General features: G+C 60.2%; 19 protein-coding genes. 11 read left to right on the top strand and 8 right to left on the bottom strand.

The window, feature by feature from the left end; translation table 11 throughout:
* Positions 1 to 459 (bottom strand): tripartite tricarboxylate transporter TctB family protein, encoded by a 459-nt coding sequence (locus HU724_RS07465; RefSeq protein ID WP_016771276.1) that lies wholly within the window; start codon positions 457 to 459, stop codon positions 1 to 3.
* Between the two features lie 55 nt (positions 460 to 514).
* On the bottom strand, positions 515 to 1,492 hold the full coding sequence (locus tag HU724_RS07470) for a Bug family tripartite tricarboxylate transporter substrate binding protein (RefSeq protein ID WP_024011991.1): 978 nt from the start codon (positions 1,490 to 1,492) through the stop codon (positions 515 to 517).
* A 444-nt stretch (positions 1,493 to 1,936) separates the two neighbouring features.
* On the opposite strand from HU724_RS07470, the gene HU724_RS07475 reads away from it, so the two are divergent.
* Together HU724_RS07475 and HU724_RS07480 are read left to right on the top strand one after the other, a co-directional pair.
* The gene (locus HU724_RS07475; RefSeq protein ID WP_024011992.1) at positions 1,937 to 2,608 is read left to right on the top strand and encodes a response regulator; all 672 of its coding nucleotides are present in this window, start codon (positions 1,937 to 1,939) and stop codon (positions 2,606 to 2,608) included.
* Complete coding sequence (locus tag HU724_RS07480) at positions 2,601 to 3,986, top strand: sensor histidine kinase (protein ID WP_024011993.1); 1,386 nt, start codon at positions 2,601 to 2,603, stop codon at positions 3,984 to 3,986. The genes HU724_RS07475 and HU724_RS07480 overlap by 8 nt, the downstream gene beginning before the upstream one ends.
* Positions 3,987 to 4,115: 129 nt before the next feature.
* Here the strand turns inward: HU724_RS07480 and HU724_RS07485 are convergent, their stop codons facing one another.
* Both HU724_RS07485 and ygfZ read right to left on the bottom strand, forming a co-directional pair.
* Positions 4,116 to 4,937, bottom strand: a complete 822-nt coding sequence (locus HU724_RS07485; RefSeq protein WP_016770675.1) for an HDOD domain-containing protein — start codon at positions 4,935 to 4,937, stop codon at positions 4,116 to 4,118.
* A gap of 34 nt (positions 4,938 to 4,971) precedes the next feature.
* The gene (gene ygfZ / locus HU724_RS07490; protein ID WP_076566391.1) at positions 4,972 to 5,913 is read right to left on the bottom strand and encodes a CAF17-like 4Fe-4S cluster assembly/insertion protein YgfZ; all 942 of its coding nucleotides are present in this window, start codon (positions 5,911 to 5,913) and stop codon (positions 4,972 to 4,974) included.
* 150 nt (positions 5,914 to 6,063) lie between these two features.
* Between ygfZ and HU724_RS07495 the strand changes: the two genes are divergently transcribed.
* A complete protein-coding gene (locus HU724_RS07495; RefSeq protein ID WP_007963266.1) occupies positions 6,064 to 6,318 on the top strand; it encodes an FAD assembly factor SdhE in 255 nt (84 codons plus the stop codon).
* Positions 6,302 to 6,754: a protein YgfX gene (locus HU724_RS07500; RefSeq protein WP_186568321.1), complete on the top strand. Its 453-nt coding sequence runs from the start codon at positions 6,302 to 6,304 to the stop codon at positions 6,752 to 6,754. The genes HU724_RS07495 and HU724_RS07500 overlap by 17 nt, the downstream gene beginning before the upstream one ends.
* Here HU724_RS07500 and nadB read toward each other — a convergent pair.
* On the bottom strand, positions 6,723 to 8,339 hold the full coding sequence (gene nadB, locus HU724_RS07505; RefSeq protein ID WP_186568323.1) for an L-aspartate oxidase: 1,617 nt from the start codon (positions 8,337 to 8,339) through the stop codon (positions 6,723 to 6,725). The two genes, HU724_RS07500 and nadB, sit on opposite strands and share 32 nt — an antisense overlap.
* Before the next feature lie 557 nt (positions 8,340 to 8,896).
* Between nadB and rpoE the strand changes: the two genes are divergently transcribed.
* The 4 genes from rpoE to HU724_RS07525 all read left to right on the top strand — a co-directional run bounded on the left by rpoE (position 8,897) and on the right by HU724_RS07525 (position 12,712).
* Positions 8,897 to 9,478 carry an RNA polymerase sigma factor RpoE/AlgU gene (gene rpoE / locus HU724_RS07510; RefSeq protein WP_003172477.1) on the top strand — a complete coding sequence of 194 codons (582 nt, stop codon included), beginning with the start codon at positions 8,897 to 8,899 and terminating at the stop codon, positions 9,476 to 9,478.
* Positions 9,479 to 9,508: 30 nt separating this feature from the next.
* Entirely contained in the window at positions 9,509 to 10,096 is a 588-nt protein-coding gene (locus tag HU724_RS07515) for a sigma-E factor negative regulatory protein (protein WP_008077804.1), read from the top strand.
* A gap of 8 nt (positions 10,097 to 10,104) precedes the next feature.
* Positions 10,105 to 11,070: a MucB/RseB C-terminal domain-containing protein gene (locus HU724_RS07520; RefSeq protein ID WP_186568325.1), complete on the top strand. Its 966-nt coding sequence runs from the start codon at positions 10,105 to 10,107 to the stop codon at positions 11,068 to 11,070.
* Positions 11,071 to 11,278: 208 nt separating this feature from the next.
* On the top strand, positions 11,279 to 12,712 hold the full coding sequence (locus HU724_RS07525; protein WP_016771271.1) for a DegQ family serine endoprotease: 1,434 nt from the start codon (positions 11,279 to 11,281) through the stop codon (positions 12,710 to 12,712).
* 77 nt (positions 12,713 to 12,789) lie between these two features.
* Here HU724_RS07525 and HU724_RS07530 read toward each other — a convergent pair whose 3' ends face one another.
* Positions 12,790 to 14,223 carry a M48 family metalloprotease gene (locus HU724_RS07530; protein ID WP_039760903.1) on the bottom strand — a complete coding sequence of 478 codons (1,434 nt, stop codon included), beginning with the start codon at positions 14,221 to 14,223 and terminating at the stop codon, positions 12,790 to 12,792.
* 98 nt (positions 14,224 to 14,321) lie between these two features.
* Here HU724_RS07530 and HU724_RS07535 point away from each other — a divergent pair, with 98 nt between their 5' ends.
* On the top strand, positions 14,322 to 14,561 hold the full coding sequence (locus tag HU724_RS07535) for a sulfurtransferase TusA family protein (protein ID WP_016771269.1): 240 nt from the start codon (positions 14,322 to 14,324) through the stop codon (positions 14,559 to 14,561).
* 32 nt (positions 14,562 to 14,593) lie between these two features.
* Positions 14,594 to 15,664, top strand: coding sequence for an AI-2E family transporter (locus HU724_RS07540; protein ID WP_016771268.1), 1,071 nt, complete (start codon positions 14,594 to 14,596; stop codon positions 15,662 to 15,664).
* Positions 15,665 to 15,783: 119 nt separating this feature from the next.
* Here the strand turns inward: HU724_RS07540 and HU724_RS07545 are convergent, their stop codons facing one another.
* Together HU724_RS07545 and HU724_RS07550 are read right to left on the bottom strand one after the other, a co-directional pair.
* Entirely contained in the window at positions 15,784 to 16,257 is a 474-nt protein-coding gene (locus HU724_RS07545; RefSeq protein WP_041478861.1) for a peroxiredoxin, read from the bottom strand.
* A 10-nt stretch (positions 16,258 to 16,267) separates the two neighbouring features.
* Positions 16,268 to 16,828, bottom strand: a complete 561-nt coding sequence (locus HU724_RS07550; RefSeq protein ID WP_071174673.1) for a glycine cleavage system transcriptional repressor — start codon at positions 16,826 to 16,828, stop codon at positions 16,268 to 16,270.
* A 328-nt stretch (positions 16,829 to 17,156) separates the two neighbouring features.
* Between HU724_RS07550 and dapA the strand changes: the two genes are divergently transcribed.
* A complete protein-coding gene (gene dapA, locus HU724_RS07555) occupies positions 17,157 to 18,035 on the top strand; it encodes a 4-hydroxy-tetrahydrodipicolinate synthase (protein WP_186568327.1) in 879 nt (292 codons plus the stop codon).
* Positions 18,036 to 18,043 lie beyond the last annotated feature (8 nt).

Consider the following 18,043-nt stretch of genomic DNA (forward strand, 5'->3'; position numbering starts at 1 on the left):
TCAGTTCTCCAGGACGCTGAGCAGGCCGAGGGGCAGCGGAACATCCATCAAGCGATCGAACAGCAGATAGAGACCAACCGCCATCAGGCTGATGATCACCACGCTCGGCAGCCAGCGGCCGCCATAGAGACGGGCCATCGGTACGCCGGTAATGATGCTGGCCACGATGAAGCCAAGGGGTTCGAAGGTGCCGGCGAACACCAGCAGCAACACCACGCACAGACCGATCTTGGTCAGGGTTTCGCGATCCAGCGGCGGCTCATCCGGGTTGTGTTTGATCGGCGCCGGGCGAAACACCATGTACAGCAGCGCCAGCCCCATCAGGCCGAGCATCAGCAGCGGAAAGGCGCGCGGGCCGACCGGTTCATAGGAAAAAGCCGCTTGGTACGGCCACGCCATCAGTGCCAGGCCGGCACACACCAGCAGTAACACCGAGGCGAAAATGCGTTGAATAAGCATGGGAGCTCCTGTGCTGCGTCCCCGCGTAGGAGACGCAGCCACTAGACAGAGACGATCACTGGATCAGGCCGAACTCTTTGGCCAGCACTTTGTAGTCGGCGACCTGCTTCTTCACGTAGGTGTCCAGCTCCGGGCCAGTCATGGCGAACGGGAACAGCTCACGCTGATCGCGCAGCTTGGCGAACTCGTCGGACGCCAGCAGTTTGTCGAACGAATCTTTCCACCAGGCGTAGTCTTCGTCGCTGACTTTTGGCCCGAGGTAGAAGCCGCGCACCACTGGCCAGACGATGTCGTAGCCTTGCTCACGAGCGGTCGGGATGTCCTTCATTTCCGGTTCGTCGAGACGCTTGTCCGAGAACACCGCGAGCAGACGCATGTCACCACTCTGGATGTGCGGCATGGAGTCGGAGATGTCGGTACTGCCGACCTGGATGTGGCCGCCGAGCAGGGCCGTGGCGATTTCACCACCGCCTTCGAGTGCCACGTAACGCAGTTCGCGCGGGTTGATCCCGGCAGCCTTGGCGATCAGTGCGGTCTGCATCCAGTCCTGGCTGCCGACGGTGCCGCCGGAGCCGATAACCACCGAGCCTGGATCTTTCTTCAACGCCTGAACGAGATCGTCGAGGGTCTTGTAGGGCGAATCGCTTTTCACTGCGATGGCGCCGTAGCTGGTGCCGACGGCCGCGAGCCAGCGCACGTTGGTTTCATCGAAGCGGCCGAACTTGCCCTGGGCCAGGTTCAACAGCGAACCGCTCGACCACGCCACCAGCGTTCCGGCATCCGCCGGACGTTGCGCCACTACTGCGTTGTATGCCACCGCGCCGACACCGCCGGGCATGTAGGTCACGCGCATCGGTTTGCTCAACAGCTTCTGGTTGACCAGTGCGCTCTGCACCAGTTTGCAGGTCAGGTCGAAACCACCGCCGGGGGAGGCGGGGGCGATGCATTCGGGACGTTTCGGCTCGGCCATGAGTTGGCCGGCAAACAGCATCGCGCCAGCGGCGAGAGCAACTTTACGCAGTGATACGTTCATTTGAGTCTCCAGAGGAGTTGTTGTTATGGGTGGACCGAATGACCAAAGGGCAACGCGAAAACCTAGCGGCAGGCGCAGTTCTCTCGCGGCGCGAGCGCAACGACTGAAACAACGGAGGGGAAACAGGACTGCGGCGAAAAACCGACAGTGCAACGGTGGAATCGAGCAAGGCGAGCAGGCATTACAGCCTTGGTGCGCATGGAGGGCATGCTGGGGTACTCCGTTATTGTTCTTATGAGTCGAAAACGCTTCATGGCGTTTTTCGTTGCGCTGTGTGGCGGCAGCGGCGACAGTCGAAACTGTCCGTGGGCCGACTCTAACCGGCTAACCTTTCAACAACCTTTCAATTGTCTTTCACGGTTTTCGGGCTTCACAGCGGCGGTTGCGGCTGTAAACTCCGCGACAAAGCGTGGCGTCGGCCAACCCTGAACGAGGTAAAAATCCATGCGTGTCCTGCTCGTCGAAGACCATCTGCAACTGGCCGAAAGCGTGGCTCAGGCGCTCAAGAGCACCGGTCTGACGGTGGATGTGTTGCACGATGGCGTGGCCGCCGACTTGGCGCTGGGCAGTGAGGAATATGCCGTGGCGATCCTCGATGTCGGCCTGCCGCGCATGGACGGTTTCGAGGTGCTGGCGCGGCTGCGTGCGCGGGGCAAGAACCTGCCGGTGTTAATGCTGACCGCGCGCAGTGACGTCAAGGATCGCGTGCATGGCCTCAATCTCGGTGCTGACGACTACCTGGCCAAGCCGTTTGAGCTGACGGAACTGGAAGCGCGGGTCAAAGCCTTGCTGCGCCGCAGTGTGCTGGGCGGCGAGCGTCAGCAGCGCTGTGGTGTGCTGGCTTACGACCTCGACACAAGGCGCTTCACCCTCGGCGACGAACTGCTGACCCTCACCTCCCGCGAGCAAGCTGTCCTGGAAGCGTTGATCGCGCGGCCGGGGCGAGTAATGAGCAAAGAGCAACTGGCCGCGCAGGTGTTCGGCCTCGACGAAGAAGCCAGCCCCGACGCCATCGAAATCTACGTGCACCGCTTGCGCAAGAAGCTCGATGGCCAGCCCGTGGCCATCGTCACCTTCCGTGGCCTCGGCTATCTGCTGGAAAGCCGCGATGCATAAGCCCAGCAGCCTGCGCTGGCGGTTGCTGTGGAACCTTGGATGGTTGCTGGTGGTGCTGATGCTCGCCAGTGGTTTGAGCGCTTACTGGAACGGTCGCGAAGCCGCCGACACCGCGTATGACCGCACGCTGCTGGCCTCGGCACGCACCATCGCTGCCGGGTTGTCGCAGCGCGATGGCAGCCTCAGCGCCGACGTGCCTTACGTGGCGCTGGATACCTTCGCCTACGACAGCGCCGGGCGCATTTACTACCAGGTCAACGACATTCACCAGAAGCTGATTTCCGGCTACGAAAATCTCCCCGGGCCACCGCCCGGCACGCCGCGCACCGACAGCTATCCGGCGCTCGCGCGCTTTTACAACGCGAAGTACAACGGCCAGAACGTGCGTGTGGTCAGTCTGCTCAAGGCAGTAAGCGAGCCGAACATGAACGGCATGGCGGAAATCCGCGTGGCTGAAACCGACGAAGCGCGGGTCAGCATGGCGCGCAGTCTGGCGGCTGACACCCTGTTGCGCCTGGGCATGCTGGCCGTGGGTGCATTGCTGCTGGTGTGGTTCGCGGTGAGTGCGGCGTTGCGCCCGCTGGAGCGGTTAAGAACCGCTGTTGAGGAACGCCAGCCCGACGACTTGCGGCCGCTGCCGCTGGTGGAAGTGCAGCATGAATTGGGACCCTTGGTCCGCGCGCTCAATCATTTCACCGAGCGTCTGCGCGGCCAGTTCGAGCGGCAGGCGCAGTTCATCGCCGATGCCGCTCACGAGTTGCGTACGCCGCTGGCCGCACTCAAGGCACGCCTGGAACTGGGCCTGCGCTCGAACGAGCCGGAGACCTGGCGCACCACCCTTGAATCGTCCGCGCAAAGCACCGATCGCCTGACCCATCTGGCCAATCAGCTGCTATCGCTGGCCCGGGTCGAAAACGGCGCGCGGGCGATTGCCGAGGGCGGCGCGCAGTTGCTCGATCTGAGTCAATTGGCCCGAGAGCTGGGCATGGCCATGGCGCCGTTGGCGCACAAGCGCGGCGTGGCGCTGGCGCTTGAAGCGGATGAACCGGTGTGGCTGCGCGGTGAGCCGACGCTGCTCAATGAGCTGCTGAGCAATCTGGTCGACAACGCGCTGGCGCATACGCCATCGGGCGGCAATGTCATTCTGCGGGTCACGGCGCCGGCGGTGCTTGAGGTTGAGGATGACGGGCCGGGCATCCCGCTGCACGAGCGTGATCGAGTGTTCGAACGGTTTTATCGGCGCAATCAGCAGGTTGCCGGTTCAGGTCTGGGCTTGGCGATTGTCGGCGAGATCTGTCGCGCTCATCTGGCGCAGATCACCTTGCATGATGGCGAGCAGGCGGGGTTGAAGGTGCGGGTCAGTTTTATTGCCGGGTAATACCTTTGTGGCAAGGGTTTTTTGTGGCGAGGGGATTTATCCCCGCTCGGCTGCGCAGCAGTCGCGGTTCGGATCGCAGAGTCTAGGGTCGCTTCGCAACCCAACGGGGATAAATCCCCTCACCACAGGTCAGTAGAACATCGACCGCGATTCTTCCAGATCCGCGCAAAACTGCTTGTTCTCCGGATCAATCCCGAGCTTTCTGAACGCCGGCACGCTAAACGGGTCAATCCGCGCAAACGGATGGTCGGTGTCCTTGCGGCAATACAGATTGGCCACCTGCACGACATCGACGTAATCGATGCGCGTCGAGTCGCGGCTGAAGTCTTGATACAGCAACGGCAAATGCACCAGGCGCTCGGGAAACTCCCACACCCGCAGCAATTTCTCGCCGAGCAATGGGTGAATCTGCTCGATCACATGGGTCAGGCTGACCGCATCCGAGAGCAGTTCATTGTGGTCTTCGGCGTAAGTCAGGATCGGCAACACACCAATCTGATGCACCAGCCCGCCGAGTGCCGCCTGATCGGGTTTGAGCTGAGTGTGACGACGACACAGCGCATAGCTGACGCCAGCGATTTCCAGACTGCTGCGCCAGACTTCGCGCATCTTCTGTTCGACCACCTCGGAGCGGGCATTGAAGATCTGCTCCATCACCAGACCGATCGCCAGGTTGCTGCTGTAGTTGATGCCCAAACGGGTGATGGCGGTGTGCAGGTCGGTGACTTCCTGCGCCGCGCGCAGCAGCGGACTATTGACCACTTTGATCAGGCGCGCCGACAGCGCGGTGTCGCGGCCGATGACTTTGCTCAGATCGCTGACGCTGATTTCCGGATCCTCGGCGGCCTTGCGAATTTGCAGGGCCACTTCCGGCAACGTTGGCAGAACCAGGTCATCGTTATCGATGGCCGCAACCAAATCCTGTTGGACCTTTTCCGCCAGTTCGCTCATTTGGACTCTCTAGGGTGTTGCAACAATGCTGCGATCAACGCTGGATTTCGCGGTCGCGATCCAGTTCGTAAGGCAGGTCGAGCACGTGCAACGCGGGGCCTTCGAGGGCGCCCAGACGCAAATCACCGGCTTCGGCAGCTTCGGCCTGCAACACGGCCAGGAGTTCAATGTTTCCCTCGGCATTGGCCGCCAGCACCACTTCGCCGATCGAGCTGTTGTGGCTGGGGGCAAACAGTTGAGTGCCGGGCTCCGGCAACTCGGCTGCGTCGAGGTGCAGGCGGTACAGGCGCCGCTTGAGCTTGCCCAGGTACTGCATGCGCGCAACGATTTCCTGGCCGGTGTAGCAACCTTTCTTGAAGCTCACCCCGCCGACCGCCTGCAGATTGAGCATCTGCGGGATGAACAGTTCGCGAGTGGAAGGCATGACCTGACCGATACCGGCGCGGATCTGGCCCAGCAGCCATTGATTCAGTTCGCCCTCAGCCAGCGTGGCGGACAGTTGGCTTTGAATGTTTGGCGCCTGAGCGGCAGGCACCCAGAGTTCGGCGCGCTCGGGCGAAACGCGAATTGCGATCAGGCCTTCATTGCGTACAACGCTGTCGGTTTCGGCCGGCAGTGCCAGACCGAGGCTGGTCAGGGCTGCATCGCCATGTGCCAGACCGAAGCGCACCCAGGCGGCGCTTTCATCGGTCAGTTTCGATTTGGAGAACACTGCGTACTTTTTCAGGTCGGCCAGTTGCGGCTCGAGCAGCTCGCTGGCCATCGCCATCACCACGCCGTCGCCCTCAAGCAGGATGCGGAAGCTCGACTGCATCCGGCCTTTCTGCGTGCAGCGGGCGCCGAGGCTGGCGCGGGTGTCGCTCAGGTAATTGATATTGCAGGTCAACTGGCCTTGCAGGAATTTTCCGGCGTCCGCACCGCGAACCGCGAGTACGCCTTCATGAGACAGGGTGCAGAAAAAAGCAGAATCGGCCATGGGTCATCGCAGGGTAAATAGACTGGGGCACATCATAAGGGGGCAGGGTTGAAATGGGTAGTTGATAAAGGATCACGGGTGCCCGACCAAAGCCGACTGTGCGGCCCGCGCCGGGGCTGTATACTGCCCGGCAAATTCGAGGAGGGCTCCATGGTCGAACAAGTTGAACTGAATCGCCTCTTTTGGCACAGCCGTCGCGGCATGCTTGAGCTTGACGTGCTGCTGGTGCCGTTCGTGCAGGAGGTCTATCCGCACCTCAATCAAGTGGATCGTGATCTGTACGTGCGTTTGCTGACCTGTGAGGATCAGGACATGTTCGGCTGGTTCATGGAGCGCAGCGAGTCGGAAGATCCGGAGCTGCAACGCATGGTCCGGATGATTCTGGATCGTGTCCAGCCCAAGTAATACGTTCGAATGCCGCTGGCATGCCTCGCGGCAGTTGCTGGCGGCGTATCTGTTGGCCCAGGCGTTCGCCATGGGTTCGTTGTGTCTGCTGTCGATTCCGCTCTGGGCCAGTCTGCTCGGCGCTTGCGCCTGTGCGCTGCACGGTTTTTGGGTGCTGCCACGTCAGATTCTGCTGAACCACCCGAAAGCATTCTGCGGGTTGCGGCGCGACGGCGATGGCTGGCAGGTGTGGAATCAGGCTGATGGCTGGCAAGCAGTGCAATTGCGCCCGGACAGTCTGGCGCTGCCATTGATCGTGGTGCTGCGCTTTCGTTTGCGAGGAGAGTGGCGGGTCAGGTCGATCTGCGTGCCACGTGACTCGCAGGCGGCGGATCTGCACCGACGCCTGCGAGTGCGGCTCAAGTTCAGCCGGCGTAGGTGGGCGGCACCAGAATAGTGTCGAGCGCTTCGGGCAGCATATCCGGATAGTCGAGGGTGTAATGCAGCCCGCGACTTTCCTTGCGTTCCATGGCTGAGCTGATCATCAATTCGGCAACCTGTGCCAGGTTGCGCAACTCGATCAGGTCTCGGCTGACTTTGTAGTTGCTGTAAAACTCATCGATCTCATCCAGCAGCAGACGCACCCGGTGCTGCGCTCGTTGCAGGCGCTTGTTGGTGCGCACGATGCCGACGTAGTCCCACATGAACCGCCGCAATTCGTCCCAGTTGTGCGCGATGATCACGTCTTCATCCGAGTCGGTCACCTGGCTGGCATCCCAGACGGGCAGGGCGTTTGGCGCCGCGACCTCATCAAGTTGCGCGAGAATGTCCGCCGCTGCCGAACGGGCATAAACGAAGCATTCCAGAAGTGAGTTGCTGGCCATGCGATTGGCACCGTGCAGACCGGTGAAACTGGTTTCGCCGATAGCATAGAGGCCGGGCACGTCGGTGCGACCGTGCTGATCGACCATCACCCCGCCACAGGTGTAGTGCGCAGCGGGGACCACCGGGATCGGTTGTTTGGTGATGTCGATGCCGAAGCCCAGGCAGCGCTCATAAACAGTCGGGAAGTGAGCTTTGACGAACGATTCTGGCTTGTGGCTGATGTCGAGGTATACGCAGTCGACACCCAGACGCTTCATTTCATGGTCGATGGCCCGCGCGACAATGTCACGAGGCGCCAACTCCGCGCGTTTGTCGAAGCGATACATGAAGCGCTCGCCGTTGGGCAGCTTCAAATGCGCGCCTTCGCCACGCAACGCTTCAGTGATCAGGAAACTCTTGGCTTGCGGGTGATACAGGCAGGTCGGGTGGAACTGGTTGAATTCCAGGTTCGCCACCCGGCAACCGGAACGCCAGGCCATGGCGATGCCGTCACCGCAGGCGCCGTCGGGGTTGCTGGTATAAAGGTAGACCTTGGCTGCGCCGCCCGAAGCCAGAATCACGAACCGTGCGCCGTAGGTGTCGACTTCGCCGGTGGCGCGATTCAGCACGTAGGCACCGAGGCAGCGGTCGCCTTCCAGGCCTAAGCGGCGCTCGGTGATCAGATCAACGGCGACGCGCTGTTCCAGCAATTCGATGTTCGCGCGCTCTTTGGCCTGGGCCAGCAAGGTTTTGAAGATCGCCGCGCCGGTGGCGTCGGCAGCATGGATGATCCGTCGATGGCTGTGGCCACCTTCGCGGGTCAGGTGAAATTCGAAACCACCGTCTTCAGTGCCGGACTGTTCGTCGCGGGTGAACGGCACGCCTTGGTCGATCAGCCATTGAATGGCTTCGCGGCTGTGCTCGACAGTAAAGCGTACGGCGTCTTCATGGCACAAGCCGCCGCCCGCATTGAGGGTGTCGTCGACGTGGGATTCGACAGTGTCGGTATCATCGAGCACGGCGGCAACGCCGCCCTGGGCCCAGAATGTCGAACCGTTGGCGAGATCGCCTTTGCTCAATACGGCAATGCGCAGATGACCGGGCAAGGTCAAAGCGAGAGTCAAACCGGCAGCACCGCTGCCAATCACCAGAACATCGTGTTGGAACTGTTGGCTCATTTCAGGATTCCGCTCAAAGCGACCCGGGTCGGGGTTGGCGCAAGACAGCTGGATCGGCGAGTCAAGACAGCCACACAGCCCACTAGTATATAGAGGGGTTGGGCGGCACAATAGCCGGGCCCAGATGGCATTGTGAGACTACTGCGCAGTAAAAAGCGCTGTGCTTCGTCGGAAGTTTTTTTCATCGTTTTTGAAAAATGACACCTGTATCGGCGCTGAAACAGTCTTTTCCGAGCAGGGTTGCGCAATGTCAGGTGGGTACGGCTATAAATAATTGGAACTTTTGCCAAAGGCCCAAGATCAATAGACGGTGCCAGAAACCAGGGACAGTGTCGGCTTCAGTGCGGAATCTGCGTTTGGATTCCTGCCGGCGAAACCGATAACAAGATTATTCGCGCAGCCGGTTTATCCCGCGCTGCGTTTTTCGTGCGTGCCAAATCAGAGCCCGCAGGAAACTTGCTTGGAGGGGGAGAACTTTTGCGAAAAGCCCGAGTCTATGTTTGCAAGTCTGGTCGTTTAGTAATGCAAGTCTCCTCCGGGCTTATCGAGGAGTGTTCATGCTAACCCAGGAAGAGGATCAGCAGCTGGTCGAACGCGTACAGCGTGGCGACAAGCGAGCTTTCGATCTGCTGGTGCTGAAATATCAGCACAAAATTCTCGGGTTGATCGTGCGTTTTGTGCACGACACCCATGAAGCCCAGGACGTTGCTCAGGAAGCCTTTATCAAGGCGTATCGGGCACTTGGAAATTTCCGCGGTGACAGTGCGTTTTATACGTGGCTGTACCGTATTGCCATTAATACGGCAAAGAACTACCTGGTTTCCCGCGGCCGTCGGCCGCCGGATAGCGATGTAAGTTCAGAGGATGCAGAGTTCTACGATGGCGATCACGGCCTCAAGGATCTCGAATCTCCGGAACGTGCATTGCTGCGGGATGAGATCGAAGGCACTGTCCATCGGACCATCCAGCAACTGCCAGAGGATTTGCGTACGGCTTTAACTTTACGTGAATTCGATGGTCTGAGTTACGAGGACATTGCGAGCGTCATGCAGTGTCCGGTGGGTACCGTGCGCTCCCGGATTTTCCGCGCTCGGGAGGCCATCGACAAAGCCCTGCAACCGTTGTTGCAGGAAAACTGAGACAGCGGCGACAGCCAAGAGAGGAACGCCATGAGTCGTGAAGCCCTGCAGGAATCGCTGTCCGCAGTGATGGATAACGAAGCGGACGAACTGGAATTGCGTCGAGTGCTCAGCGCACTGGATGATGTTGATACCCGTGAGACCTGGGCTCGTTACCAGATCGCTCGGGCAGCCATGCACAAGGATCTGCTGCTTCCGCGTCTGGATATCGCTGCGGCAGTGTCTGCTGCGCTGGAAGACGAAACGGCTCCGGCCAAAGTATCCCGCAGCCCATGGCGTAACCTGGGTCGCCTCGCTGTTGCCGCTTCGGTAACCGTGGCCGTTCTGGCCGGTGTTCGCCTGTACAACCAGGACGAAATCGCCGGTGTTGAGCTGGCCCAACAGTCGAATCAGCCTACTCTGGCCACTCCACAGGTCAAAGGTCCGGCAGTTCTGGCTGGTTACAGCGAAAGCTCGGAAGCGACTGGCCCTATGGCCAACGGCGTTCTGCAAGGTCAGCCAGGCTGGCATGATCAGCGTCTGCCAGGCTACCTGCGTCAGCACGCTCAGCAGGCTGCGCTCAAAGGAACTGAAAGCGCGCTGCCATACGCACGTGCCGCAAGCCTGGAAAACCGTTAAGGAGGATCATGCGCGCCATCCCTCTACTTTCGCTTCTGCTCAGTGGCTGGTTCATAGTTCCAGCCCACGCTGACGAGGCCCAGGACTGGTTGACCCGTCTGGGCCAGGCCGAGCAGCAGCAGAGCTTCCACGGCACTTTCGTTTACGAGCGCAACGGCAGTTTTTCCACGCACAACATCTGGCATCGCGTCCAGAATGGCCAGGTCCGCGAGAGGTTATTACAGCTCGACGGCTCGGCTCAGGAAGTCGTGCGTATTGATGGACGTACTCAATGCGTCAGCGGCACCCTGATTGCGGGATTGGGTGATTCACCCAATGCTGCCGCCCGTGCGCTGGATCCCAAAAAGCTGAAGAATTGGTATGACCTTGCCGTCATTGGCAAGTCGCGCGTGGCCGGCCGTGATGCAGTGATCGTGTCGCTGACGCCTCGTGATCAACACCGTTATGGTTTCGAGTTGCATCTGGACAAGAAAACCGGGCTGCCGCTCAAGTCGTTGCTTTTGAACGACAAGGGGCAGTTGCTCGAGCGTTTCCAGTTCACCAGCCTCGACACGGATGAAGTCCCGTCGGACAAGGACTTGTTGGCGGACCCGGATTGCAAGCCGATCAACATTGCAAGCGACAAGGCTTCTGCAGCTAAAACCGTGCAAAACTGGCGTTCGGACTGGCTCCCGCCAGGCTTTGAGCTGACCAGCAGCAGTTCGCACAAGGATGCGCAGACCAAGACCCAGGTCAGCAGTCTGATGTATGACGATGGTCTGGCGCGTTTCTCGGTGTTCCTTGAACCGTTGAATGGCGCAACCGTCACTGACACCCGCACTCAGTTGGGCCCGACCGTCGCGGTATCCCGTCGCCTGACCACGCCGCAGGGTGAAATGATGGTCACGGTGGTCGGCGAAATCCCGATTGGCACCGCCGAACGAATCGCTCTATCGATGCGTAACAACGATGGCGCTGCGACCAGCAAGCAGTGAGCTGATTTCAGTCATTTCCACTTCGTCGTCGAGACGTCGAAATGTTTGCTGAGCATTTTCATTTGCAAAACCCCTGAAAATTTTTTATAGGTCAGAGCCTCACGGCTCTGGCCTTGTTTGTTGTTCCCGGAACAAAAATGCCGGTCTGTGGTTTCCGGTGTTCCTTTGCTCCATATCGCTTAACCCTGCTCGTCGTAACGGGAGCTGTATGTCGATACCAAGTTTGAAGTCTTACCTTTCCATCTTCGCCACCGTGCTGTTGCTCGGTCAGGCGGTGCCTGCTGCGCAAGCGGCCGATCTGCCTGATTTCACCCAATTGGTCGAACAAGCGTCGCCAGCGGTGGTGAACATCAGTACCACGCAGAAACTGCCGGACCGTCGTGTCAATCAGCAGATGCCGGATCTGGAAGGCCTGCCACCGATGCTGCGCGAATTCTTCGAGCGCGGCATGCCGCCTCAGCAGCGCTCGCCACGTGGCGATGGCCGCCAACGTGAAGCGCAATCGCTGGGCTCGGGGTTCATCATTTCGCCGGATGGCTACATCCTCACCAACAACCACGTGATCGCCGATGCTGACGAAATCCTCGTCCGTCTGGCTGACCGCAGTGAGATGAAAGCCAAGCTGGTCGGCACCGATCCACGCTCTGACGTGGCGTTGCTGAAAATCGAAGGCAAGGATCTGCCGGTGCTCAAGCTCGGCAAATCTCAAGACCTGAAGGCCGGCCAGTGGGTCGTCGCGATCGGTTCGCCATTCGGCTTTGACCACACCGTGACCCAAGGCATCGTCAGCGCTGTCGGCCGCAGCCTGCCGAACGAAAACTATGTGCCGTTCATTCAGACCGACGTGCCGATCAACCCGGGCAACTCCGGTGGCCCGCTGTTCAACCTGAACGGTGAAGTGGTCGGCATCAACTCGCAGATCTACACGCGCTCCGGTGGTTTCATGGGCGTGTCGTTCGCCATTCCGATCGACGTGGCGATGGACGTTTCCAATCAGCTCAAGAGCGGTGGCAAAGTCAGCCGTGGCTGGCTTGGCGTAGTCATTCAGGAAGTGAACAAGGATCTGGCCGAGTCGTTCGGTCTGGACAAGCCAGCTGGCGCGCTGGTAGCGCAGATCCAGGATGACGGCCCTGCGGCCAAGGGCGGCCTGCAGGTTGGCGACGTGATCCTGAGCATGAACGGTCAGCCGATCGTCATGTCCGCCGATCTTCCGCATCTGGTCGGCGCGCTGAAGGCTGGCGCCAAAGCCAATCTGGAAGTGATTCGTGAAGGCAAGCGCAAGAACGTCGAGCTGACCGTCGGCGCAATCCCGGACGAGGACAAGGAGCTGGCAGGTCTGCCGAAATCCGGTGCTGAAAGCAGCAGCAACCGCCTCGGTGTTGCGGTCGGTGAATTGACCGCCGAGCAGAAGAAAACCTACGACCTCAAAGGTGGTGTGGTGATCAAGGAAGTGCAGGACGGTCCTGCGGCCCTGATCGGTCTGCAACCGGGTGACGTGATCACCCACCTGAACAATCAGGCCATCGGCTCGGCCAAGGAGTTCACCGACATCGCCAAGGCATTGCCGAAGAACCGTTCGGTGTCGATGCGCGTGCTGCGTCAGGGCCGTGCCAGCTTCATCACCTTCAAACTGGCTGAATAAGCCAGCAACAAGGTAAAAAAAACCGCCTCGAAAGAGGCGGTTTTTTTGTGTCTGGTTTTTGTTTTGTCTCGAAAGACTCAGCCCATCATGTCCTTGACCATACGCTCCTGCTCCATCAGCTCGCGCTGGCGGGCATCGATGCGCGAGGACAGCGGGAAGTTGTTGCCCGCCTTGCGCTTGGCGAAGTCCAACTGCTGAATGGCCTGGCGGTAATCGCCGACCAGCGCAAAGTACTCAGCGCGCGCCTGATGCAGGCCAATGATGTTGCCCGACAGCCCGCGAGTTTCGGCAACCTGATACCAGACGTCCGGGTCATCCGGGCGGGTCTTGAGCAAACTGTCTAGCGCCTTCTCGGCATCGGCGGCGCGATTCTGTTTCAGCAGCAGATCGACGCGCACCTGATTCAGCGGATAGTTGCCCGGGTACTGCGTGAGCATGCGGTCGACCCGTGACTGCGCATCAGGCAGGCGATTATTGGTGATGTCCAGATCGACCTGAGCGAGGTTGTAGATGATCTCGTTCGGCGACTTGGCCAACAATTGCTTGAGGTTCTCGCGGGCCTCGTTGAGCTGGCCGCCCTTGATCTGGGCGATGGCGAGGCCGTAACGCGCCACATCGTTTTTCGGGTTTTCATCGAGCAGGGCGCGGAAACGCTTGGCGCCCAGTCCCGGGGTTTCTTCGTAGATCAACTGCACCCGCGCGCGGATCAACTGGTAGCGCATGCTGTCTTCGATGCCGCCCGGTTTCGCCTGCTCGGCGCGGTTGCGGGTGTCGGCGATACGCGATTCGGTAACCGGGTGAGTCAGAAGGAATTCCGGCGGCTTCGCGTCAAAGCGGTACTGGCGCATCAGGCGCTCGAACATGGTCGGCATCGAGCGCGGGTCGTACCCGGCCTTTTCCAGGTTGAGGATGCCGATGCGGTCCGCTTCCTGTTCGTTCTGCCGTGAGAAGCGCCGTTGTTCCTGCAACGCCGCAGCCTGGGTGCCGGCGATGGTGGCGATGCCGGCATCACCGCCACCTGCTGCCGCGATGACGATGCCGGCGAGCAAAGCGGCCATCATCGGCACCTGCATTCTTTGTGAGGCTTCGACGCCGCGAGCGAAGTGGCGTTGCGACAAGTGCGCCAATTCGTGAGCGAGCACCGAGGCGTATTCACCTTCGGTCTGGGCGTTGAGGAACAGGCCGCCGTTGACCCCGACCACGCCGCCCGGCGCTGCGAAGGCGTTGAGTTGTGGGCTGTTGATCAGGATGAATTCCAGCCGTCGGTCGGAGACCTGACTGGTCTCCACCAGCTTATAGACGCTGGATTCGACGTAATCCTTGAGCTGCGGATCGTTGAGCTGGGAAACCTGACTGCGCAGCATGGCCAGCCAGGCGCGGCCGAGCTGGTATTCCTGTTGCGGCGAGACAATGGCAGAGCTGGCGTCGCCGAGTGACGGCAGATCGTCGGCAAAGCCTGGTGAGGCGAGCAGGCAAGCGAGCGTCAGCAGGGTAGGGCGCAGAAAAGTCATGCACAAAGCCTTGGAGGACAAAGACCTTACTGTAGCCGGACACCGAAGCCGCGACCAGATATTCTAGGCAGCTCGACAACCCGAACCGGAGTGACGCAATGACTGACGCTGTAGCCCATGACGTGGAACTGGACGCCAGTGGCCTGAACTGTCCGTTGCCGTTGCTCAAGGCGAAAATGGAACTCAATAAACTGCAAAGCGGCGCTGTACTCAAGGTCATCGCCACCGATGCGGGCTCGCAACGGGATTTTCGTACCTTTGCCAAACTGGCCGGTCATGCGCTGTTGCGCGAAGAAGACGAGGCTGGCGTTTACCGTTACTGGTTGAAAAAAGCCTGACGCGAGCGCGTTAACGATCGAAGGGATTATTGATGTTCAAAGTGTTACGCGACTGGATTCAGCGCTACTTCTCCGATGAGGAAGCGGTGGTGTTGGCAGTGCTGCTGTTTCTCGCCTTCACCGCCGTGCTTACCCTCGGCGGCATGCTTGCGCCGGTTTTGGCCGGGATGGTGCTGGCGTATCTGATGCAGGGCCTGGTGGTGACGCTCGAGCGGCTGCGTGTGCCCGGCGGGGTGGCCGTGGGGCTGGTGTTTGCGCTGTTCATGGGCGCGCTGATGCTGTTTATCGTCGTGGTGCTGCCATTGCTGTGGCATCAGTTGATCACGCTGTTCAACGAGTTGCCGGGCATGCTCGCCAAGTGGCAATCGCTGCTGCTTCTATTGCCGGAGCGCTATCCGCATCTGGTGTCTGACGAGCAAGTCCTGCAAGCGATCGAAGCGGCGCGGGGCGAGATTGGCAAGTTCGGTCAGTGGGCACTGACTTTCTCGTTGTCGAGTTTGCCGCTGCTGGTGAACATCATGATCTACCTGGTGCTGGTGCCGATTCTGGTGTTCTTCTTCCTCAAGGATCGGGCGATGATTGGCGAGTGGGTGCGTGGCTATCTGCCTCGCGAGCGCGCGCTGATCACCCGCGTCGCCCAGGAAATGAACCGGCAGATCGCCAATTACATACGTGGCAAAGGCATCGAGATAGTGATTTGCGGAGGCGTGACCTACATCGCCTTCATCGCGCTGGGCCTGAACTACGCGGCGCTGCTGGCGTTGCTGGTCGGTCTGTCCGTGGTGGTGCCGTATGTCGGTGCGGTAGTGGTGACCGTGCCGGTGCTGCTGATTGCGCTGTTCCAGTGGGGCTGGAGCGATCAGTTCATCTACCTGATGGCGGTTTACGGAATTATTCAGACGCTGGACGGCAACGTGCTGGTGCCGTTGCTGTTTTCGGAAGCAGTGAATCTGCATCCGGTGGCAATCATCTGCGCGGTGCTGTTGTTTGGCGGGTTGTGGGGATTCTGGGGGGTGTTCTTTGCGATCCCGCTGGCGACGCTGTTCAAGGCAGTGCTGGATGCGTGGCCGCGAAAGGAACCGGTGGTGGCGCCGTTGCTTTAAATCGGGGTGAGGCTTTTGGCCTCATCGCTGGCAAGCCAGCCCCCACAGGTTTTGTATGTGCTGAACCCTGTGGGAGCTGGCTTGCCAGCGATCGCGTCGGTGACGACGCAACAGAACCATCAGGCTTTATTCAGAGCCTCAGCCGCCGCCAGCACGGCATCAACATGCCCCGGCACTTTCACGCCACGCCATTCCTGACGCAGCACGCCGTCCTTATCAATCAGGAAAGTGCTGCGATCAACGCCCAGGTATTCCTTGCCATACAGCTTTTTCAGCTTGATCACGTCGAACAACTGGCAAACCGCTTCGTCCTTGTCACTGATCAGTTCGAAGGGGAATTCCTGTTTGCCTTTGAAGTTTTCGTGCGACTTCAAACTGTCGCGGGAAATGCCGAAGACTTCGGTGTTGGCAGCCTTGAACGCCGCATATTGATCGCGAAAGCCCTGGCCCTGAGTAGTGCAGCCCGGGGTGCTGTCCTTCGGGTAGAAGTAGATCACCACTTGCTTGCCCTTGAGTTCGGACAGGCTGACGGTTTGCCCGCTGGTCGCAGGCGCGGTGAAATCCGCAACCGGTTGGTCGATGACAACGGCCATGAAAGCTTCCTTACATTGGGTTTTGTGGGCGCCAAGGTTCGATCAGGGCATCGAGGTTCATCGCATCGGCGAAATCGAGGAACTGATCGCGCAGCCAGCTGATCTGCGTGTTGGCCGGCAGGGTCACGGTGAACGTGGCGTTGAGCATGGTGCCGCCGGTCTGTGGCGCCTGATAGGTGTCGCAGGTGAGGTTTTCCAGCTCGACGTTGTGGTCCATGAAGAACTGGCACAGCTCATTGATGATGTCCGGGCGATACGCCGAGCTGACGTAAGCCACGTAAGGCAGCGCTTGCGGACGATTTTCCAGAGCGGCGCTGCGCACCACGTTGACGGTGAAAGCGTGACGCTTGGCCAGCAATGGCAGGCTGCCTTCGAGGCGCGCGAGGGCGTCCCAGCTGCCGGAAATTTCCAGCACCAGGGCGCTGCACTCGCCGTGGCGGGTCAGGCGAGAGGTGACGACGGCGCAGCGGTTTTCATGGCTGGCGCGGCACAGGACGTTGGTCAGCTCCATGGGGTTGGCGCCGAGGGCACTGATGACAAGGAATTGTTCGCGAACTGTGGGGGTGGACATGCAGCATTCCTAAAGCGATGAGCGGTCGGTAGGTTGACGGGCGTTGGCGGCCGGGAGTGCCTGTTCTGGCGGTCCGTATAAAGAGCCCCGGCCAGCGTTCGCGGCTCGCTCCACTGTGCAGGAGCGCGTCGATGCGACGCAGGAACGGGGCCTGGGAGGCCGAAAGGGGAGGCTGAAACCCGGCGTACAAGCTGATCTGTACCGATCAAAGTCTGAAGGGTAGCGAAAAGCGGCGCCAAGGGGAATGGCGGCGGCGCAGTACTTCGCTTGTGCAAGCATCTTGGCGCCAGTACCATTACCGCTCTCTTTTTCCGGCAGGAGCGGTTTCATGATTGCGGGCAGTATGGTGGCACTGGTCACTCCCATGGATGCAGAAGGGCGTCTTGACTGGGACAGCCTCAGCAAACTCGTGGACTTCCACCTCAAGAACGGCACCCATGCCATCGTCGCCGTCGGTACTACCGGCGAGTCGGCCACCCTTGATGTAGAAGAGCACATCGCCGTCATCAAAGCCGTGGTCAAACAGGTTGCCGGGCGCATTCCGGTCATCGCCGGCACCGGCGCCAATTCGACCCGCGAAGCCGTCGAGCTGACTCGCAACGCCAAGGCCGCCGGCGCCGATGCCTGCCTGCTGGTGGTTCCTTATTACAACAAGCCGACCCAGGAAGGCCTGTACCAGCACTTCAAGCACATCGCTGAAGCGGTCGACATTCCGCAGATTCTCTACAACGTTCCCGGCCGCACCTCCTGCGACATGCAGGCCGAGACGGTGATTCGCCTTTCCACCGTGCCGAACATCATCGGCATCAAGGAAGCCACCGGCGACCTCAAGCGCGCCAAAGCGATCATCGATGGCGTGAGCAAGGATTTCATCGTGCTGTCCGGCGATGATCCGACCGCTGTCGAGCTGATCCTGCTGGGCGGCAAAGGCAACATTTCGGTCACCGCCAACGTCGCCCCGCGCGAAATGGCTGACCTGTGCGAGGCCGCGCTCAAGGGCGACGCCGGTACCGCACGCGCAATCAACGAAAAACTGATGCCGCTGCACAAGGACCTGTTCATCGAAGCCAACCCGATTCCGGTGAAGTGGGCTTTGGTCGAAATGGGCCTGATGCACGAAGGCATCCGCCTGCCACTGACCTGGCTGAGCACCCCTTGTCATGAAACGCTGCGCTCGGCCCTGCGCCAGTGCAACGTCCTGGTTTAATTGAGGAA

It is taken from the genome of Pseudomonas iranensis (assembly GCF_014268585.2).
Classification (GTDB): Bacteria; Pseudomonadota; Gammaproteobacteria; order Pseudomonadales; family Pseudomonadaceae; genus Aquipseudomonas; species Aquipseudomonas iranensis.

What these genes read in the sequence shown, in the direction of transcription:
- HU724_RS07465 (WP_016771276.1), bottom strand. Translation starts at nt 459, where the DNA reads ATGCTTATTCAACGCATTTTCGCCTCGGTGTTACTGCTGGTGTGTGCC.
- HU724_RS07520 (WP_186568325.1), top strand. Translation starts at nt 10,105, where the DNA reads ATGCGCGCCATCCCTCTACTTTCGCTTCTGCTCAGTGGCTGGTTCATA.
- HU724_RS07485 (WP_016770675.1), bottom strand. Translation starts at nt 4,937, where the DNA reads ATGAGCGAACTGGCGGAAAAGGTCCAACAGGATTTGGTTGCGGCCATC.
- rpoE (WP_003172477.1), top strand. Translation starts at nt 8,897, where the DNA reads ATGCTAACCCAGGAAGAGGATCAGCAGCTGGTCGAACGCGTACAGCGT.
- nadB (WP_186568323.1), bottom strand. Translation starts at nt 8,339, where the DNA reads ATGAGCCAACAGTTCCAACACGATGTTCTGGTGATTGGCAGCGGTGCT.
- HU724_RS07535 (WP_016771269.1), top strand. Translation starts at nt 14,322, where the DNA reads ATGACTGACGCTGTAGCCCATGACGTGGAACTGGACGCCAGTGGCCTG.
- HU724_RS07515 (WP_008077804.1), top strand. Translation starts at nt 9,509, where the DNA reads ATGAGTCGTGAAGCCCTGCAGGAATCGCTGTCCGCAGTGATGGATAAC.
- HU724_RS07475 (WP_024011992.1), top strand. Translation starts at nt 1,937, where the DNA reads ATGCGTGTCCTGCTCGTCGAAGACCATCTGCAACTGGCCGAAAGCGTG.
- HU724_RS07525 (WP_016771271.1), top strand. Translation starts at nt 11,279, where the DNA reads ATGTCGATACCAAGTTTGAAGTCTTACCTTTCCATCTTCGCCACCGTG.
- HU724_RS07530 (WP_039760903.1), bottom strand. Translation starts at nt 14,223, where the DNA reads ATGACTTTTCTGCGCCCTACCCTGCTGACGCTCGCTTGCCTGCTCGCC.
- HU724_RS07545 (WP_041478861.1), bottom strand. Translation starts at nt 16,257, where the DNA reads ATGGCCGTTGTCATCGACCAACCGGTTGCGGATTTCACCGCGCCTGCG.
- HU724_RS07480 (WP_024011993.1), top strand. Translation starts at nt 2,601, where the DNA reads ATGCATAAGCCCAGCAGCCTGCGCTGGCGGTTGCTGTGGAACCTTGGA.
- HU724_RS07495 (WP_007963266.1), top strand. Translation starts at nt 6,064, where the DNA reads ATGGTCGAACAAGTTGAACTGAATCGCCTCTTTTGGCACAGCCGTCGC.
- HU724_RS07470 (WP_024011991.1), bottom strand. Translation starts at nt 1,492, where the DNA reads ATGAACGTATCACTGCGTAAAGTTGCTCTCGCCGCTGGCGCGATGCTG.
- dapA (WP_186568327.1), top strand. Translation starts at nt 17,157, where the DNA reads ATGATTGCGGGCAGTATGGTGGCACTGGTCACTCCCATGGATGCAGAA.
- ygfZ (WP_076566391.1), bottom strand. Translation starts at nt 5,913, where the DNA reads ATGGCCGATTCTGCTTTTTTCTGCACCCTGTCTCATGAAGGCGTACTC.
- HU724_RS07540 (WP_016771268.1), top strand. Translation starts at nt 14,594, where the DNA reads ATGTTCAAAGTGTTACGCGACTGGATTCAGCGCTACTTCTCCGATGAG.
- HU724_RS07550 (WP_071174673.1), bottom strand. Translation starts at nt 16,828, where the DNA reads ATGTCCACCCCCACAGTTCGCGAACAATTCCTTGTCATCAGTGCCCTC.